This is a genomic window from Myxococcales bacterium (assembly GCA_016716835.1).
Classification (GTDB): domain Bacteria; phylum Myxococcota_A; class Polyangia; order Haliangiales; family Haliangiaceae; genus JADJUW01.
This window is the reverse complement of sequence record JADJUW010000001.1, coordinates 1,157,852-1,172,500: the sequence shown is the minus strand read 5'-3', so window position 1 is coordinate 1,172,500 and position 14,649 is coordinate 1,157,852. Positions and strand designations below refer to the sequence as shown.

Annotated in this window: 17 protein-coding genes and 1 tRNA gene; 12 read left to right on the top strand and 6 right to left on the bottom strand. The window is 62.0% G+C overall.

The annotated features are described in order from the left end of the window. The first annotated feature begins 151 nt into the window (after nucleotides 1-151). The 3 genes from IPL79_05265 (at nucleotide 152) to IPL79_05255 (ending at nucleotide 2,703) form a co-directional block, all read left to right on the top strand. On the top strand, nucleotides 152-580 hold the full coding sequence (locus IPL79_05265; GenBank protein MBK9070398.1) for a hypothetical protein: 429 nt from the start codon (nucleotides 152-154) through the stop codon (nucleotides 578-580). A gap of 377 nt (nucleotides 581-957) precedes the next feature. Continuing rightward, nucleotides 958-1,494, top strand: coding sequence for a hypothetical protein (locus IPL79_05260; protein ID MBK9070397.1), 537 nt, complete (start codon nucleotides 958-960; stop codon nucleotides 1,492-1,494). 105 nt (nucleotides 1,495-1,599) lie between these two features. Then, on the top strand, nucleotides 1,600-2,703 hold the full coding sequence (locus tag IPL79_05255; protein ID MBK9070396.1) for a DUF2332 domain-containing protein: 1,104 nt from the start codon (nucleotides 1,600-1,602) through the stop codon (nucleotides 2,701-2,703). 61 nt (nucleotides 2,704-2,764) lie between these two features. On the opposite strand, the gene IPL79_05250 is transcribed toward IPL79_05255, so the two are convergent. The 6 genes from IPL79_05250 to thiS all read right to left on the bottom strand — a co-directional run bounded on the left by IPL79_05250 (nucleotide 2,765) and on the right by thiS (nucleotide 6,853). Then, on the bottom strand, nucleotides 2,765-3,322 hold the full coding sequence (locus IPL79_05250) for a hypothetical protein (protein ID MBK9070395.1): 558 nt from the start codon (nucleotides 3,320-3,322) through the stop codon (nucleotides 2,765-2,767). Nucleotides 3,323-3,372: 50 nt separating this feature from the next. Next, a complete protein-coding gene (locus tag IPL79_05245) occupies nucleotides 3,373-4,956 on the bottom strand; it encodes a hypothetical protein (protein ID MBK9070394.1) in 1,584 nt (527 codons plus the stop codon). Between the two features lie 107 nt (nucleotides 4,957-5,063). Further along, nucleotides 5,064-5,135, bottom strand: a tRNA-Thr gene (locus IPL79_05240). An 82-nt stretch (nucleotides 5,136-5,217) separates the two neighbouring features. Further along, entirely contained in the window at nucleotides 5,218-5,847 is a 630-nt protein-coding gene (locus IPL79_05235; GenBank protein MBK9070393.1) for a thiamine phosphate synthase, read from the bottom strand. A 5-nt stretch (nucleotides 5,848-5,852) separates the two neighbouring features. Beyond that, nucleotides 5,853-6,635 (bottom strand): thiazole synthase, encoded by a 783-nt coding sequence (locus IPL79_05230; protein MBK9070392.1) that lies wholly within the window; start codon nucleotides 6,633-6,635, stop codon nucleotides 5,853-5,855. Between the two features lie 2 nt (nucleotides 6,636-6,637). Next, entirely contained in the window at nucleotides 6,638-6,853 is a 216-nt protein-coding gene (gene thiS, locus IPL79_05225; protein MBK9070391.1) for a sulfur carrier protein ThiS, read from the bottom strand. 361 nt (nucleotides 6,854-7,214) lie between these two features. On the opposite strand from thiS, the gene IPL79_05220 reads away from it, so the two are divergent. From IPL79_05220 to fabD, 9 genes are all read left to right on the top strand, one after another. Continuing rightward, nucleotides 7,215-7,910, top strand: coding sequence for a hypothetical protein (locus tag IPL79_05220; GenBank protein MBK9070390.1), 696 nt, complete (start codon nucleotides 7,215-7,217; stop codon nucleotides 7,908-7,910). A gap of 315 nt (nucleotides 7,911-8,225) precedes the next feature. Then, nucleotides 8,226-8,951, top strand: coding sequence for a Crp/Fnr family transcriptional regulator (locus tag IPL79_05215; GenBank protein MBK9070389.1), 726 nt, complete (start codon nucleotides 8,226-8,228; stop codon nucleotides 8,949-8,951). Between the two features lie 43 nt (nucleotides 8,952-8,994). Further along, nucleotides 8,995-10,131 (top strand): alanine racemase, encoded by a 1,137-nt coding sequence (gene alr / locus IPL79_05210; protein ID MBK9070388.1) that lies wholly within the window; start codon nucleotides 8,995-8,997, stop codon nucleotides 10,129-10,131. A gap of 93 nt (nucleotides 10,132-10,224) precedes the next feature. Further along, a complete protein-coding gene (locus IPL79_05205) occupies nucleotides 10,225-10,818 on the top strand; it encodes an ABC transporter permease (GenBank protein MBK9070387.1) in 594 nt (197 codons plus the stop codon). Further along, nucleotides 10,815-11,090: an ABC transporter permease gene (locus IPL79_05200; protein ID MBK9070386.1), complete on the top strand. Its 276-nt coding sequence runs from the start codon at nucleotides 10,815-10,817 to the stop codon at nucleotides 11,088-11,090. The genes IPL79_05205 and IPL79_05200 overlap by 4 nt, the downstream gene beginning before the upstream one ends. A 28-nt stretch (nucleotides 11,091-11,118) precedes the next feature. Then, on the top strand, nucleotides 11,119-12,702 hold the full coding sequence (locus IPL79_05195; GenBank protein ID MBK9070385.1) for an MCE family protein: 1,584 nt from the start codon (nucleotides 11,119-11,121) through the stop codon (nucleotides 12,700-12,702). Between the two features lie 77 nt (nucleotides 12,703-12,779). After that, nucleotides 12,780-13,424 carry a DUF177 domain-containing protein gene (locus IPL79_05190; GenBank protein ID MBK9070384.1) on the top strand — a complete coding sequence of 215 codons (645 nt, stop codon included), beginning with the start codon at nucleotides 12,780-12,782 and terminating at the stop codon, nucleotides 13,422-13,424. 13 nt (nucleotides 13,425-13,437) lie between these two features. Further along, the gene (rpmF, locus tag IPL79_05185) at nucleotides 13,438-13,650 is read left to right on the top strand and encodes a 50S ribosomal protein L32 (protein ID MBK9070383.1); all 213 of its coding nucleotides are present in this window, start codon (nucleotides 13,438-13,440) and stop codon (nucleotides 13,648-13,650) included. Between the two features lie 39 nt (nucleotides 13,651-13,689). Beyond that, nucleotides 13,690-14,634 carry an ACP S-malonyltransferase gene (gene fabD / locus IPL79_05180; protein ID MBK9070382.1) on the top strand — a complete coding sequence of 315 codons (945 nt, stop codon included), beginning with the start codon at nucleotides 13,690-13,692 and terminating at the stop codon, nucleotides 14,632-14,634. Nucleotides 14,635-14,649 lie beyond the last annotated feature (15 nt).

Sequence of the window (14,649 nt, the reverse complement as noted above, 5' to 3'; positions counted from 1 at the left end):
CCATACCGCGACGGGGGCAGGTGCATTTCGGTTGAATCGATATGGGGTTTTCTGTATGCGTCGCTCTATGATGAACAGGACAGCCGTATTTTCATGTCTGACATTTTTGCTATTCAGTTGCGTAGAGCCTTCAAATAATCAGATTGCGCAAGTGGAGCCCGACGATGAGGACAAAGCCTGTCCAGTTAGCTCCTTTCCGCTTCGCGGCGTGACTGCCGACGGCGAATCGAATGAATTGGCACCTGTTGTCGCAGACGCCTCGATTGAGTGCTCGCGCGTCGGGTTTGACGTCAAATGGGGGATCTGGGAGCTGCGCGCGGTGGTAACTGACAAGTTGGGTTGGGAGAATCTCAATCAGACGAGCTTTGAATTTTCATACAAGAGCAAGAACTACCGGCTTACCAAGAGCCATCGGCCTTATGGGACTTCCGAGACGATCGCCTTTGATACCGACGAGGACTCCGAAGCGCTTTGGTTGGCGCTGTGCAGCCTAAGTTCTATTAAGGGCACAATTCGCTCAATGAACGATTCGGGCGAGGTCACGACTGGCTACGTCAAGCTCAAGATCTTCAACCAATAGGTTGATTGGCGTTTGGGCGAGCAGGGTCACTCTCTGCACTTGTTTTCGTTGCAATTTCGCCGAGCTAGCATGGCTACTGCGTAGTCACGGCGGGTGCTCGTGGACGGGGTGCGATATCTTGACGCGCGGGCGCGGCACATGCTCGGATCAGGGCGTTTCGCGAAGGCACAGGGATAGCTTGCATCGGCGGGCGTACCGTCCTGAGCGCACGAGACGACTCATGTGGCCGCACACCGCGTGCATTCCACATAGGTGACTTGGCGTTCGGCGCCTCACCGAGCGAATGCGTCCATGTGAATGCAACACTTGGCGGGATGGAACCGCCGCGGCGTGGGCGCGGTCGTTGGATCTGGAGTTGCATTATTCGTGTGCGACCCATGGCCGCGCCTGCACCGACCCTGACGAAGTTTCGCGTGACTCGTCCGACCTACGAGCGATCGCAGGCGCTCGACTGGCTGGCCGCGGCGCACGCTGAGGCGCAGGTCGCGCTTGAAGGCTTGCCGGCTGACAAGCGTTCCGAACTCACGGAGCGGTTCCGCAAGATCCTCGAGCGATGCGGCGGCAAACCCAATAGAATCGAGAGCCGCGGGTTCATGCTCCCCGACCACCTTACGACCTGCTGGACCGAGAACCGCTTCTACAAAGGGGTGGAGTGGTTCGTAAAGAACTCGCCCCGCGACCTCAACCTGCTACGGCTTTTTCTAAAGCCGGTGGAAGTTGCCGCCATGTGCCGGGCCAGCGGCATGGAGCCGGCCGAGATTCGTGGCTCGCGGCCAGTATTTGGCGCACCACTACTTCGGATGCTCGCGACCGGTGTTGTTTCCGATGACGTCGCGTTTACCTTCACCCGATCAAAACGCCTGACGTACACGGGCTTCGCTCGCCGATCTGGCCCGACCGTTAGCAAGCAATAGACCCAGTAGGGGGCCCTAGCCGCAAAGGTCGAGGTTAGTGGTTGGCGCCATTCAATTTGCGAAAGGAGCGCAAATTCTTTACGCTCGAGTGGCGGCGAACTAGCGATGATTGATGCAAGCGTTAAACAAGTTGCTGCGCGATTTATACAGTTCGCTGAGGAAACGCATGGTTCATCGCCGCTCTATGAGACGTTGTCTCGGTCGGTCAGCCTCGACCTGGAAGTAGCCGCGCTGCTCTTAGCCGCGGCGCCCTCACAGCAGAGACCCAATTTGCTATTTGCGGCGGTTCACGATTTGCTCCTGTCTGGGATGAGTCACCCGCTCGCGGCTTACTACCCCAGCATCACCGCGACCTCGCTTCCTGCTGATCGGACGACAATTGGCCACTTTCGAGATTTTTGTTTGTCGCATCGGTCGCAGCTCACCGAACGTATCGAGACACGGCATACTCAAACCAATGAAGTGCGCCGAAGCATCGCGCTGTTGCCTATCATGCAACAAATGTCTCTCGACGGGCCCATCGCGCTCGTTGAGGTGGGAGCCAGCGCCGGCCTGAATTTGCTAGTCGACCGCTACAGGTACCGCTACGGAGTTGGCGCATGGGTTGGAGCACCGGACTCGTCGGTCGCGATTGAGTGCGAGTCGCGTGGCCACGCCGTTCCCTTTCAGGTTGACCCGCCGCGCATCGGCTACCGCCTGGGACTAGACAGCCATCCGCTGGATGCAACCCGCGCAGATGACGCACGCTGGCTAATGGCCTGCGTGTGGCCAGAACACTTGGAGCGGCAAAGTTTGCTCAGCGCGGCGTTAGGCGTCGCGAGGACGCATCCGCCTCGCCTCATCGCGGGCGATGCGATCCACGCGCTTGAGGCAACAATTGCTGAAGTCCCTGACCACTTACCCATTTGTCTGTTTCATTCCGCCACAGCCGCTTATTTTACAGATAGCGAGTGCGCTGCCTTTGCATCGACAATAGATAGAATCGCCTCACAGCGACCGCTGCACTGGGTCTCACTTGAAGGCGGCGCGGTCCAATCATTTGGCGCGCGCTTGCCATTCGAACGTCTATTTAGTCGACGTGCCAACGATCTCCCAACAGATATCTTCGGCCTGCTCGGCCACGCCACCTGGCGAGACGGGCACCGAACGGACGAGCTGTTGGCCCGAGTTGACATGCATGGGCGATGGATTGAGTGGCTCATAGCATGAAGGGAAATCGCTGGTTTGACCGCGGGCGGGGTTTTGAAGTTGCCGGCTAGGGCCAGCGGCCTCATATTGCTGACGCAAAAGGGATAGGCGGAGGGATGGTCTCGCCGGGACGAACCTCGGCAAGCTGTGTGTATGGGGTTCCGCTAGCCGCAGCGGTAGCTGCCGCTTCGTCCACCCACGTCAGCACGCTTGTCAGGGCACCGATGTTGCTCGACGTGTCCTGGCGAAGCCAATACCGCATGGGGGCCAGATGCGCATCGATGCGCGCTGGCGTGTCGGCTGCGTCGTGCGTGCTCGAAATGATCGTATGGTTTCCCGGCTCGGCTTCGTAGCAAAAGTGCGAGCGGCCGCGGGTTGCGCCGACAACAACGCCGTTGTCGTGAACCACAAAGCTGACTGCCTGCGCCAGACGCGCGGACCGAAAGATGCATACGGTTGCGACGCCTGCCCGAGCGGCGCCTGCGATGTTCATTTTTGGCGTTCTTGATTTGGTGACCGCGTAAGGCGAGCACGCGACAAGTGCTAGTGCGGAGGCCACAGCGAAATATTTAGTCATGGCCGTTTGATTGCTGCTGCCAGTTTTCGGTTGCCCCGGAGTGCGAATTTCGTTTTGTTTCACACCGGCGACGCACGCAAGCAACCCGCGGCAATGTACGCCGGCTGCGTCCGCTAGGAGACCGGCGGTGACGGCAAGCCCGCGCAGCCTTCGCCAGGCACCACGAACCAAACGTCCTGAGGCGAAAATGCCGCGACGCCATCGCCGGTCAGCACCAAGGTGGCCTTATAGGCCTGCGCCGTCGCCTGGGGCGGAATGTGGCCGTTGGGCGCCGCGTGCAGGCGAAAACAAACCTCGGTGCCGCCAGTCACTTGAAGATAGGAATCCGCGATGCCATCACCATCTTGGTCGGCGGCTTGTAGCTGCGCGCACGCACCATCGGGCACGGCAACCACGCTCTGCACCAGTGGCGCGGTGTCGGCTGCATCAGTGGCGTCGTCGCGCATGGCTGCGGCAATCGTGAACGTCATGCCACGAGCGATGGCGACGACGGCCTGCACCACCATAGGCGCGACATTGTAGGAGTAAAAATCAGACGAGAAAATAAGTTCGCAGCGACCATCAACCGGATCGGGCTGCGGCGGCGGGTAGGTATCTACGGCTTGCAGACAACATTTACCGACAGGGCAGTTCGCGGGCCGCTCGCTGCCCGTACCCCAGGCCTCTGGCGTTACATAGCCGTTGGTTTGCGATACGGCATAGCGCAGGTCGGCAAGGCCCGTTCGATTGCCGCTCGCCATCATGCCGATTACCTTGCCACCAATTTGCCTGACCGCGGCGATGGCTTGTTGCCGCGTCGCGGAGTTAGGCGTGGGCTCGGCCCAGCCGCCGGCATGAAACGAGGTGTCGGTTATTTGAATGATGATCGGCAAGCTGTCGCGGCGAAACCCATAGCCGCCAATGTCGCCCGCCTCTTCGCCCTCAGGGATGGCCTGGGGATATGCCGTCTGTGCCGAGAAGGCTGGCGTCGACAAGGTTTCATCCTCGTTCCACGGATGCGGATAGGTAATGCCGACGCCCGTCGCGGTTTGGCGCAGCGCTTCCCACCCCTGTTCGGGCTCGTCGCCGCCGCGCATGATGGTGAGCCATGCGCCATAGCCCATATGCGACCCTTGGTGGGTTAGCGCATCGGTGATGGAAGCTAGGCCTGCATTTGTCTGCGCGGTCATCATGCGATGGACTAGATAAAATGGCCGATCGCGATCCGAATTATCGTGTGACGCGTATGGGAAGTCGCCAAAGCCGGCAACGCCAAAGGCGAGGCTTGGCACCTCGGACGCAAGCTCGCTTACCATGGTCGCAAGCTGTGGCTTTAGCCTCGTGGTTGTGCCGGTCATCGAGCCCGTGGTGTCGAGCAAAATGGCGACGTCAGCGCGCGCCAATTTGGTCGTGGTGACCACGTCGTGGTGGGGAGGAGTTGGCGCGCCTTGATAAGGCACGACAAACACGAGCTGCCCGCGCGCGGCCGGCGAATCGCCCGCGTCGTTGACGTCGCTTTGGATGGCGATTTCAACGTCATCGCTATAGCCGTCGCCGTCCGTGTCGATCGCCGCGCACGCATTGCCCGGCGCAGGTGCGCAGTCGGTCTGACCCACCGCGCACGACGCACCATCGGTGGCATTTCCGCCGCACGCCGCGAGCACCGCCGCCGCGAATGCCACGCCAAGGCCGCTCGTCCGGTACAGGGTGTGCGCCATGGCCGCGAGGTACCATGTGACCTGGCCTAACGTAAATGATAATATGTACGACGTATATCGCTGCGCGCCGTGGTCTCATAGCAACCGCGCAACCCACCGCAATTCTGAGCCGATGGACAGGATTGAACTGTCGACCTACGGTTTACGAAACCGTTGCTCTACCACTGAGCTACATCGGCGAAGGCGAGCTTAGGTAGCGAAATTGCGCCGGTTTTGCAAGACCGACCGGCAGATAGCTGCCCCCACAAGCCGCCCACAGCGTCATGCGGTGGCGGCGCTGACAAATGCCTCGCCATCGTTAGACCAGATTGCGGAGATCGCCGCGACGCCGTGGGCCCCAGCGTTGCGGATGGCGGCTATTTGCCGCTCGGTGCAAATACCACCAATCGCGATCAGCGCCGCACTCGCAGGCCATGTGGCTGCCACGGCCGCGATGGCGTCAACGCCCAAGGGCGGTCCAAACGAACGCTTGGAAGCCGTGTCATAAATTGGCCCTAGCACCACGAGCGACGCGCCGTCGTGCGCCGCTTGCCGCGCCGCGACGGCATTATGTCGGCTCGCCGCAATGATCATCTCGCCAGCGATACGCCGCGCGTCCCGCACTTCGATGCTGGTCTCGGTCAGGTGAACGCCGGCGGCGCCGACCTCCCACGCGATGTCCAAGCGATCATTAATCAGCACGGGCACACCATGCGGCTCGCACAGCGCGACCAGCGCGGTCGCGTAGCGGCGCAATGCCGCATCGCCCGCATGCTTGCAGCGAAGCTGTAGCCACATCGAGCCTCGCCGCGCCGCTAGCACGCCATGCAGGCGATTCTGCCAGTCGGGTAAGCGCGCAATAGTTTCGTCATCAAGGATGGCGTAGAGCCGCGGCAGCGCAGGCGGCACCATAAAAACTATTCGATTAGCCCGGCGCTTGGCGACGAGGCATTGGCATAGTCGCGGCGCGGCATGCGGCCGGCCAAAAACGCCATGCGCCCCGCGGCGACGCCGTCGCGCATGGCATGCGCCATGAGCACGGGGTTCTTGGCGCCCGCAATGCCGGTGTTCATCAGCACCGCGGTGCAGCCGAGCTCCATCGCCACCGCGGCATCGCTCGCCGTGCCGACGCCCGCATCCACGATCACTGGCACCGAGATGTGCTCGACAATGAGGCGAATGTTGTGCGGGTTGCGAATGCCTAGGCCCGAGCCGATGGGCGCCGCGAGCGGCATCACGGCTAAGCAACCTGCATCGACCAGGCGCTTGCACGTCACCAGGTCGTCGCTGCAATAGGGCAACACCTTAAAGCCTTCCTTCACCAAAACCTTGGCGGCCTCGACCGTCGCGGCGTTGTCAGGAAACAGGGTCTTGGGATCGCCAATGACCTCGAGCTTGACGAACTCATCCATGCCGAGCTCGCGTGCCAGGTGCAGGGTGCGAATCGCTTCATCCGCCGTGTAGCAGGCCGCGGTGTTGGGCAGCAGCACATACCGCTTGCGATCGATGACATCGAGCAGGTTGGGGCCAGCTTGCGAAAAATCGATGCGGCGCAGCGCGACGGTGACCATCTCGGTACCCGAGGCCTCCAAGGCATCCTTGGTCTGTTCATTCGAGGCATACTTGCCGGTGCCGACGATGAGTCGCGAATGAAACGTACGTCCGCCGAGCGTCCAACTATCTTGTGGCGTGACTTGCATGGCTATCCTCCTCCGACAAAGGTGACGAGCTCGAAGCGGTCGCCCGCCTCAACCCGCGTGGTGGCGTGCTCGACGCGCGGGACGATGGCGCGATTGCGCTCAACCGCGACGCGAGCGCCGGTGATGCCGACGTGGGCAATCAGCTCGGCCACCGATAGGCCAGGCGGCACAGCGCGCTCCTGACCGTTGATCCAAACCTCAATCGATGCCGCGGTCACGTCAGGCCCTTCATAGAACGCGGCGACGCTAGCACACGCGACCCATCGATGGGGGCACGTGATGGACGCCCCCGCTGCGGTGGCTAGTTAAGGTCGCCCCTGCCGGGGAATTATGTCGCCAAATTGCCCGATACGGCGAGGCGCCGCGTTTCCCAATGATGACGAAAATTGGGCAGTTACGGGGCATCACGGGCTGGCATGTACGTTGCACTAATGCTCCGTCATGACGATTCACCATTCAGCTAGACTCTCTCTGATCCTTTGCGCGGGGCTCCTTTGCACGACTGCGGCGGCACCTGGTGCTTTGGCCGACCGGGGTGCACAAAAGGTCGCAACCGGCAAGCGCGGTAAGCAGGTGCTCGTGCGGACGCCCAAGGGCACAACCTCGGGCAACCAGCTGGGGGCCGGTAAGAAGCCCGTGGGCAAAAGCGCCAAGCCAGTCGGCGCTATGTCGGCCGCACTTGGGGCACAACGCGGGCGTAGTTTTGACGAAGCGCAGGCGCTCGCCATCCGCACGTTCGACGTTGGCGCGCTGGGCCGGCCGCGCGAGCATATCGTCGACGCCAGGACCAGCGTCATGACCAGCACGTTGCAGCCCGGCGGCAAACGGGTGTCGGTGGTTGAGGTCGCCCGCGAGCTCGACGCATCGGGCAAGCCTTTCGTCCGCTTTTGGAATTTCAAGAAGGCGGGCTTTAATCCGCTGCGTTGGCTCACGGGCGGTAGCAAATGGAAGCTTGACTCCATCACCACCAACGGGACCAGCAATCCCATCAAGGGCCGTTCGCTCAAGCAATTCCTAGCGCGCCGGACCCTGGCGTTTACGCCGCTGCCAACGCTCGACGCGACCGCAACGCTTGAGGATGTCAGCTTTGTTGCAATCGACGCGGTCTCGCAAGCCAAGGCGTCAGGGCGGCCGGTCGTGATCAACCAGTTCTTCGGCGCCAACGACATCAGCGTCGTCGTTAACCCCGGTGATCGCGTCGACGCCGTGCTCACCGCATACCGGGACAAGCGCTTGGTCAGCGAACAACTCAATTCGGCGCCCGCGGCGAAGTAGCTCCATTAGCGCGCGCTAGGAAAAAAAAGGGGGGCGGACGGCGCTCCCTGTCGTTCTGCCGCCCGACCAGAGGCCGGCTGGCGGCGACTGCGCCCGATGGTTGCGATTCGGACATTTTCGTCACACCCGCTCACTATTGTGAATAAAACTCGACGCCTGTAATTTGCCACCCAGTTGCAATTGATTGGAATCATGAGGGAAAAATAATGTGAGAATTGGCACCGTGTTTGCTCTGTGTCTGCTCAGGTTTGTCGGCAAGCGCCGTCAACTTAAGGAGCTCACCCAATGTTTGGAACTTCGCAAGCCGCCGCTCATATGTCCCTACACGCCCATCGCCAACCCCTAACCAGTGGCGAGGAGCCTGCCCGGATTCGCGCCACCATCGCGCGCGCCGCCATTTTCTCGAAATTGCCAATTGCGGCGATTGAGGACCTCGCCTTGCGGATGTCGCAACGCAAAGTGGGTGCCGGCATGGCCATCGTTCGTCAGGACGAGCCCGGCGATTCGATGTTTCTCATCATCGCGGGCCGCGTCAAGACGGTCGTGTTTGGCACCAATGGACGCGAGGTCTTATTGGCCTCGCACCGCGCCGGCGATTCGTTCGGCGAGTTGGCGCTGCTCGACGGCGGCACGCGTTCGTCGACGTGCGTTGCGCTCGAGCCCACCAGCCTCCTCGTGCTGTCGCGAGAGCATTTGCTTGCGCATATGCAGGCGCATCCGCAGACCGCGCTCAACATGATGAGCGAGCTCGCCAAGCGCGTGCGCAAGGCCAATGAAACCATCGCCCAGCTAGCGCTCTACGACGTCAACGAGCGCCTGGTGCACCAATTGGTAACGCTGGCCAAGGAAGACGGGCAGGATACCGCAGAAGGCGTTCTCGTCCGTCGCCGGCCGACGCAGCAAGAGCTCGCGAACATGGTTGGCTCGTGCCGCGAAACAATTTCACGCGCGTTTAACCAGCTGGTCCGCAACGGCGCGATCATTTCGCGCGGCCGCACCATGATCGTTACGGCGCAGCTGCTGCAAGCCAAAGTCGCCTAGCCTAGCCTGGCCTTGCCTAGCCCTTTGTGGTACGTCGGTCGCGATGCTCCCGCGACCAACCACGGACGTGCGGCCGACGCGGGTTGAGGTCGATCTCGCCGCGATCAAACATAACGTCGCGCAGCTCCACGCCGAGGTGGCCACACCGATCTGGGCGGTCATTAAGGCAGATGGCTATGGCCACGGCGCCGTGCAGGTAGCCAGCGTGCTCGATGGTCATCCCGCGGTGTGCGGCTTTGCGGTATCGCTCGTCGAAGAAGGCGTGGCCTTGCGCGATGCCGGCGTTGTGGCGCCCGTCTTGGTCTTGGGCCCTGCGCAACATGGTGGCGAGGTCGCCATGGTCCGCCACGGCTTGACCCCTGCGATTTCAGATGTGGCGCAGCTGCACCCGCTCGCGGCAGCGGCGGCGGCGGCGGGTCGCAACGCCAGCGTCCATCTCAAGATAGACACCGGCATGGGTCGGCTTGGCATCATGCCCGCCGATGCGGCAGCAGCCCTTGCGCAGGTGGCGTCGATGGCCGGCATTTCGTGGACCGGCCTGCTGACGCATTTCGCGAACGCCGACACCGACCAGCCTTCCGATCACCAAAGCACGACGTTCGCTCAACTGGCCGCCTTTGAGGCAAGCGTGGTCATGGCGCGCACGCTGCGACCTGGCATCATGATTCACGCGGCCAATAGCGCTGGCGCGATCTCGTTTCCCTCGTCGCGTTTTGACGCCGTGCGGCTTGGGCTGGCGCTTTACGGCAACGGCCCGTGGGCAACGTCCGGCCGCGTGCAAGTGATGCGGCTGGTGACTCAGGTCGCTCAGCTTAGACAAGTGCCCGCCGGCCATGCCGTTGGCTACGGCCAAACCTGGCGCGCCGGCCGCGATACGCGCGTCGCCGTGTTGCCGCTTGGCTATGCCGACGGCTATCCCCGAAGCTTGTCTGGTAAAGCGTTCGCCCTGCTACGGGGCAAGCGCGTAGCGATCGTCGGTCGGGTCAGCATGGATATGGTAATGGCCGACGTCACCGACGTTGCTGGCGCCGCGGTAGGCGACGACGTCACCATGCTGGGTCGCGACGGCACCGGTGCCGAGATTTCCACCGCCGAGTTCGCGGCGTGGTCGCAGCTCAGCGAATACGAGGTTACCTGCGGCATGTCCAAGCGCGTGCCGCGCGTCTACGTCGGGTTGTGATCGCCCCGGTAAACCCGCGATCAAACACGGCAATTCAAGCGGACGCGCGCTAGCCATTGGCCGGCGCGCATGGCATGTTCTGGCGCTAACGCTGTGTCCGCATCTACGTCGCCCACCGTCAAGCCGCAGGGCGCTCCCGCCGGGGCGCCGTTAGGGCATGCGCTCGTGGCCGGGGTGAAGGACGCCTTCGCCCCCTTGCTCACCAGCGTCGATCTATTTGGCCGCCACATCCAAATGGCCGCGCGCGCGTTTGCGTGGCTGCCCAGGCGTCCCTTTCGCATCAAAAATTATATTGAGGCCGCCGAGTACATCGGCTTTGGCAGCCTTCCCATCGTGCTCCTCGTGGGCCTTTTTACCGGCATGGTGCTGACGCTGCAGATGGTCGTGGCGCTCAAGGTCTTTGGCCAACAATCCGCCGCCGGCGTCATCACCGGCAAGGCGATCGCGCTCGAGCTGGGGCCGGTGCTCACGTCACTGATGTTGGCGGGTCGCGCCGCGGCCGGCATCGCCACCGAGCTAGGCACGATGCGCATCACCGAGCAGATCGATGCGCTCGAGTCCATGGCCGTCAATCCGTTGCAATACCTGGTCTTGCCGCGAATTTTCGTTTCGATGTTTGTCGCGCCCATGCTCGCGCTGCTGTTTTTTGTCGTCGGCATGTGCGGTTCGTATCTCGTGGGGTCGTGATGCAAAATCTCGATCATGGGCAGTTCACGACCCGCGTCCAAGACCTTGTGTACTCGGTCGATATTATCCACGGGCTCATCAAGTCCGCGGTCTTTGGCTTCGCGGTGATTCTCATCGGCTGCTACCAGGGGTTTAATGCCACCGGCGGCGGTCGAGGCGTGGGCATTGGCACCACGCGGGCCGTGGTCTTTGGCTTCGTGGTAACGCTGGTGCTCGATTATTTTCTAACCGACGTGCTGCTCGGCGTTCTTGGTCAGCCAGGAGGCATGTGATGGTGTTTGTGCATTTAGGAGTCGCGCTGTGAAAGAAGCTGGATCTGCGATTCGGGTAGGTGTCTTGGTGTTGGCCGCGCTCGCGGGCAGCTATGCCACGTACAAGGGGCTGGGCAAAGACGCCGTCGGTGCCGGTAGCGTGCCGTATACCGCGCGTCTGAAGGACGCCTCGGGCATCCCGATTGGTTCCAAGGTGATGGTGGCGGGCTTGCCGGTTGGTGAAATCGTCGACCGCTCGGTCGAAGGGCGCTACGCGCGCGTCAAGTTCCGCGTGCGCGGCAACGTCGAAGTATACGACAGCGCCGTCATCTATAAAAAAATGACCTCGCTGCTCGGCGAGTACTATCTCGAGCTCGATCCAGGCGGCAAGGCCACGATCGACGCCGCCGGCGTGACGCAACAACACGGCCGGCTCGAGAAGGGCGGCGAAATCACCAACGTCGTCGAAACCACCTCGGTCGATCAGCTGCTGCGCCGCATCGAAGAGGTCGCGCCGAACATTGACTCGGTGCTGCTCTCGGTCAAAGACCTATCGGAAGACGTGCGGCGCATCGTCAACGGGCCCGTCGCCTCCATCGCGGGCCGCGTCGATGCCCTGGTACAAAAAGAGGCCGGCACCGTCAGCGATATCTTGGCCAAGGCGGATCGCTCAATGGAGCGCATCGAACTCATCACGCAGGACCTGCGCAAGATCACCGGTGGCGCCGATGAGCGCGTGACGGCGATTCTCGACAATCTCGAGGTGGCCTCGGCCGAGGCTAAGCTGCTCATGACCTCGGCTAAATCCGAGGTGGAACTCACCGGCGGTGCGTTGCGTGAAAAACTCGACATGCTCGATGGCGTGATCACCAGCACCGACAGCATTGCCAAAAAAATCGACGAAGACAAAGGCACGCTGGGGCGCCTAGTCAACGACCCGACCATTGCCGACAACGTGGAAGAAATCACCACCGACGCCAAGGGGTTTTTGGGCACGCTGTTTGGCCTGCAGACCTATGTCGGGCTGCGTACTGAATACAACGTGTTCGCGGGCATCACGCGCAATTACATCCAGATGGAGCTGCAAACGCGGCCGGATAAGTTCTACCTCATCGAGCTCGAAAGCGGCCCACGCGGCGGGTATCCCAAGGTTACGCTTACGCTCGATCCGACGGTTGATCCCAACAACTGGATTCGCCGCACGGAAATCGAAGATCGCGCGCGCTTTACCTTCCAGTTCGGCAAGCGCATCGGGCCGTGGAGCCTGCGCTTTGGCGTGAAGGAATCCACCGGTGGCATGGGCGTCGACTACGCCACCAGGTGGTGGGGGCGCAATTTGAGCTTGTCCGCCGACCTGTTTGACTCGTCGTGGGACAAGATGCCGCGCGTCAAGCTGGCGGCGGCGTTTGAGATGATTCGCTACGTCTACCTCATCGCCGGCGTCGACGAGGCGCTCAATGCCCCGGACTCGCTCACCATCCTCGCGGGTGACGACGTTCCAACGTCGTTTGAAAAGTTCCGCTTCGGGCGCGATTACTTCTTTGGCGCCATGCTCAGGTTTAATGATCAGGACCTCTCGGCGCTCCTGGCCATCGGCGGCAGCGCCGTCGGCGGCCTGGCAAGCAACCGCTAGCCCTTGCCCTAAGGGCTAAGGGCAGGCTTGACAAACAAGCAGCGATCTATATGGTGCCGCCCTCCCTCGGGTCGCCCATGCCACATCGTAAATTCCACCTGCATTTGCGCGACTTGCCGTGCGACAAGCATGTCGACGTCGACAATGCGTATGTCGCTGGGGTCCTAAAGGGCCATCCCCTGCGCGAGGCGCTCGAGGCGAGCGACACGTCCGAGGCGGGCGCCGGCGAGCTTGAGGTATCGGCATACGGCGACGAAACCACCGTTTTTGTGAGCGGGCGAATTCACGGCTGGGTGCACGTCGCCTGCGGCCGCTGCTTGGGGCCGGCCAAAATTGCCTTTGACGAGCAGCTGCGCGTGACCTTTGTGCCGCAACATCAACTTGAGGAAGATTCAGCAAAAGCCGCGGTGGACGCCGATACGGAAGTTGCGAAACCAGGCCCCGAAGCCAAGTCCGGAAGCAAAGAAGCAGCGGAAGATGACGGCCCTGAGGTGGAAGAGGGCGACCTCGATCTATTCGGCTATGTCGGCGAAATTGTTGATTTAGAGCCGGTGGTTCGCGAGCAATTCGTGCTCGCAATTCCCTATGCGCCCTTGTGCAAAGAGGACTGCAAGGGCCTTTGTTCCCAGTGCGGCGCGGATCTCAACCTCGCCGCGTGTTCTTGCCCCCCCATTGTCGATGGACGGTGGGAAGCCCTTGGCAAAATGAAGCTGCCGTCGTAAGGAAGGTACCACCATGGCTCTACAGAAACGTCGTCGCGGCCCAGCTCGCACTGGCCACCAACGGTCCGCTTGGATGAAAAAATCCGGCGAGAACCGCCCTACGGTCCAGGCATGTCCAAACTGCGCCGCGCACAAGATCACGCACACGATTTGCCAAGCCTGCGGCTTCTACGGCGGCAAGCAAGTCATTGAAGTGATCGATAAGACCGCTAAAACCGCCGAATAGGTAGGTTTATGTCTCGCGCCGTTGGCGCTTCCAACATGTATGGCGACGGCACTGCTTTTCCCCGGCCAAGGCTCGCAGACCGTGGGCATGGGCGCATCGCTGCGAGCGAGCGAGGCTGCCGCGCGCGATGTATATGACGCGGCCGATCGCGCGCTTGGGTTTTCGATTTCGGCGTTGTGTGAGCACGGGCCCGCATCCGAACTCACGCTAACCGCCAACGCGCAGCCGGCGATTCTAACGACCAGCATCGCGACGCTGCGCGCGCATCAGGCCGAGGGCCGCCTGGTGCATCCGGATCGCGATTTCCATTTTGTCGCCGGGCACTCACTTGGCGAATGGTCCGCGTTGGTTGCGGCCGACGTCATCGATTTGGCGGCGGCCGTACGACTCGTTCATTTGCGCGGCAGGTATATGCAAGAGGCGGTTGCACCCGGCCATGGCGCTATGGCCGCCGTCCTGGGCCTAAGCACCGAGGCCGTCGCCGCGATCTGCGCGCAGGTTTCAACCGATGCGATAGGCGATCTCGTCGAGGTCGCCAATCAAAATGGTGGCGGCCAGGTGGTCATCTCTGGCGGCGCGGCGGCTGTCGATCGCGCCATCGCCCAGCTCAAGGCTGGTGGCGCCAAGCGCGCGATCAAGCTCGACGTCAGCGCGCCGTTTCACAGTTCACTCATGGCGCCGGCGCGGCAGCAACTAGCGCAGGCGCTCGCCGACGTGCCGTTTCGTCAGGCATCGGTGCCCGTGATCGTCAACGTCAGCGCATCCGCCGAGACGGCTCCCGAGCGCCTCAAGGCGCTCATCATCGAACAAGTCACGGCGCCGGTGCGCTGGGATGAATGCGTGTTGACGATGGCGCGCCTGGGCGTAACCACGGCGCATGAACTCGGCAATGGCAACGTGCTTACAGGGCTGGTCAAACGCATCACCGACGTGTTTGCGGTGACACCCGTTAGCGAGCAGGGCGCGTCCACGGCCAATCCCTAGCCGCGTTGCTTGGCG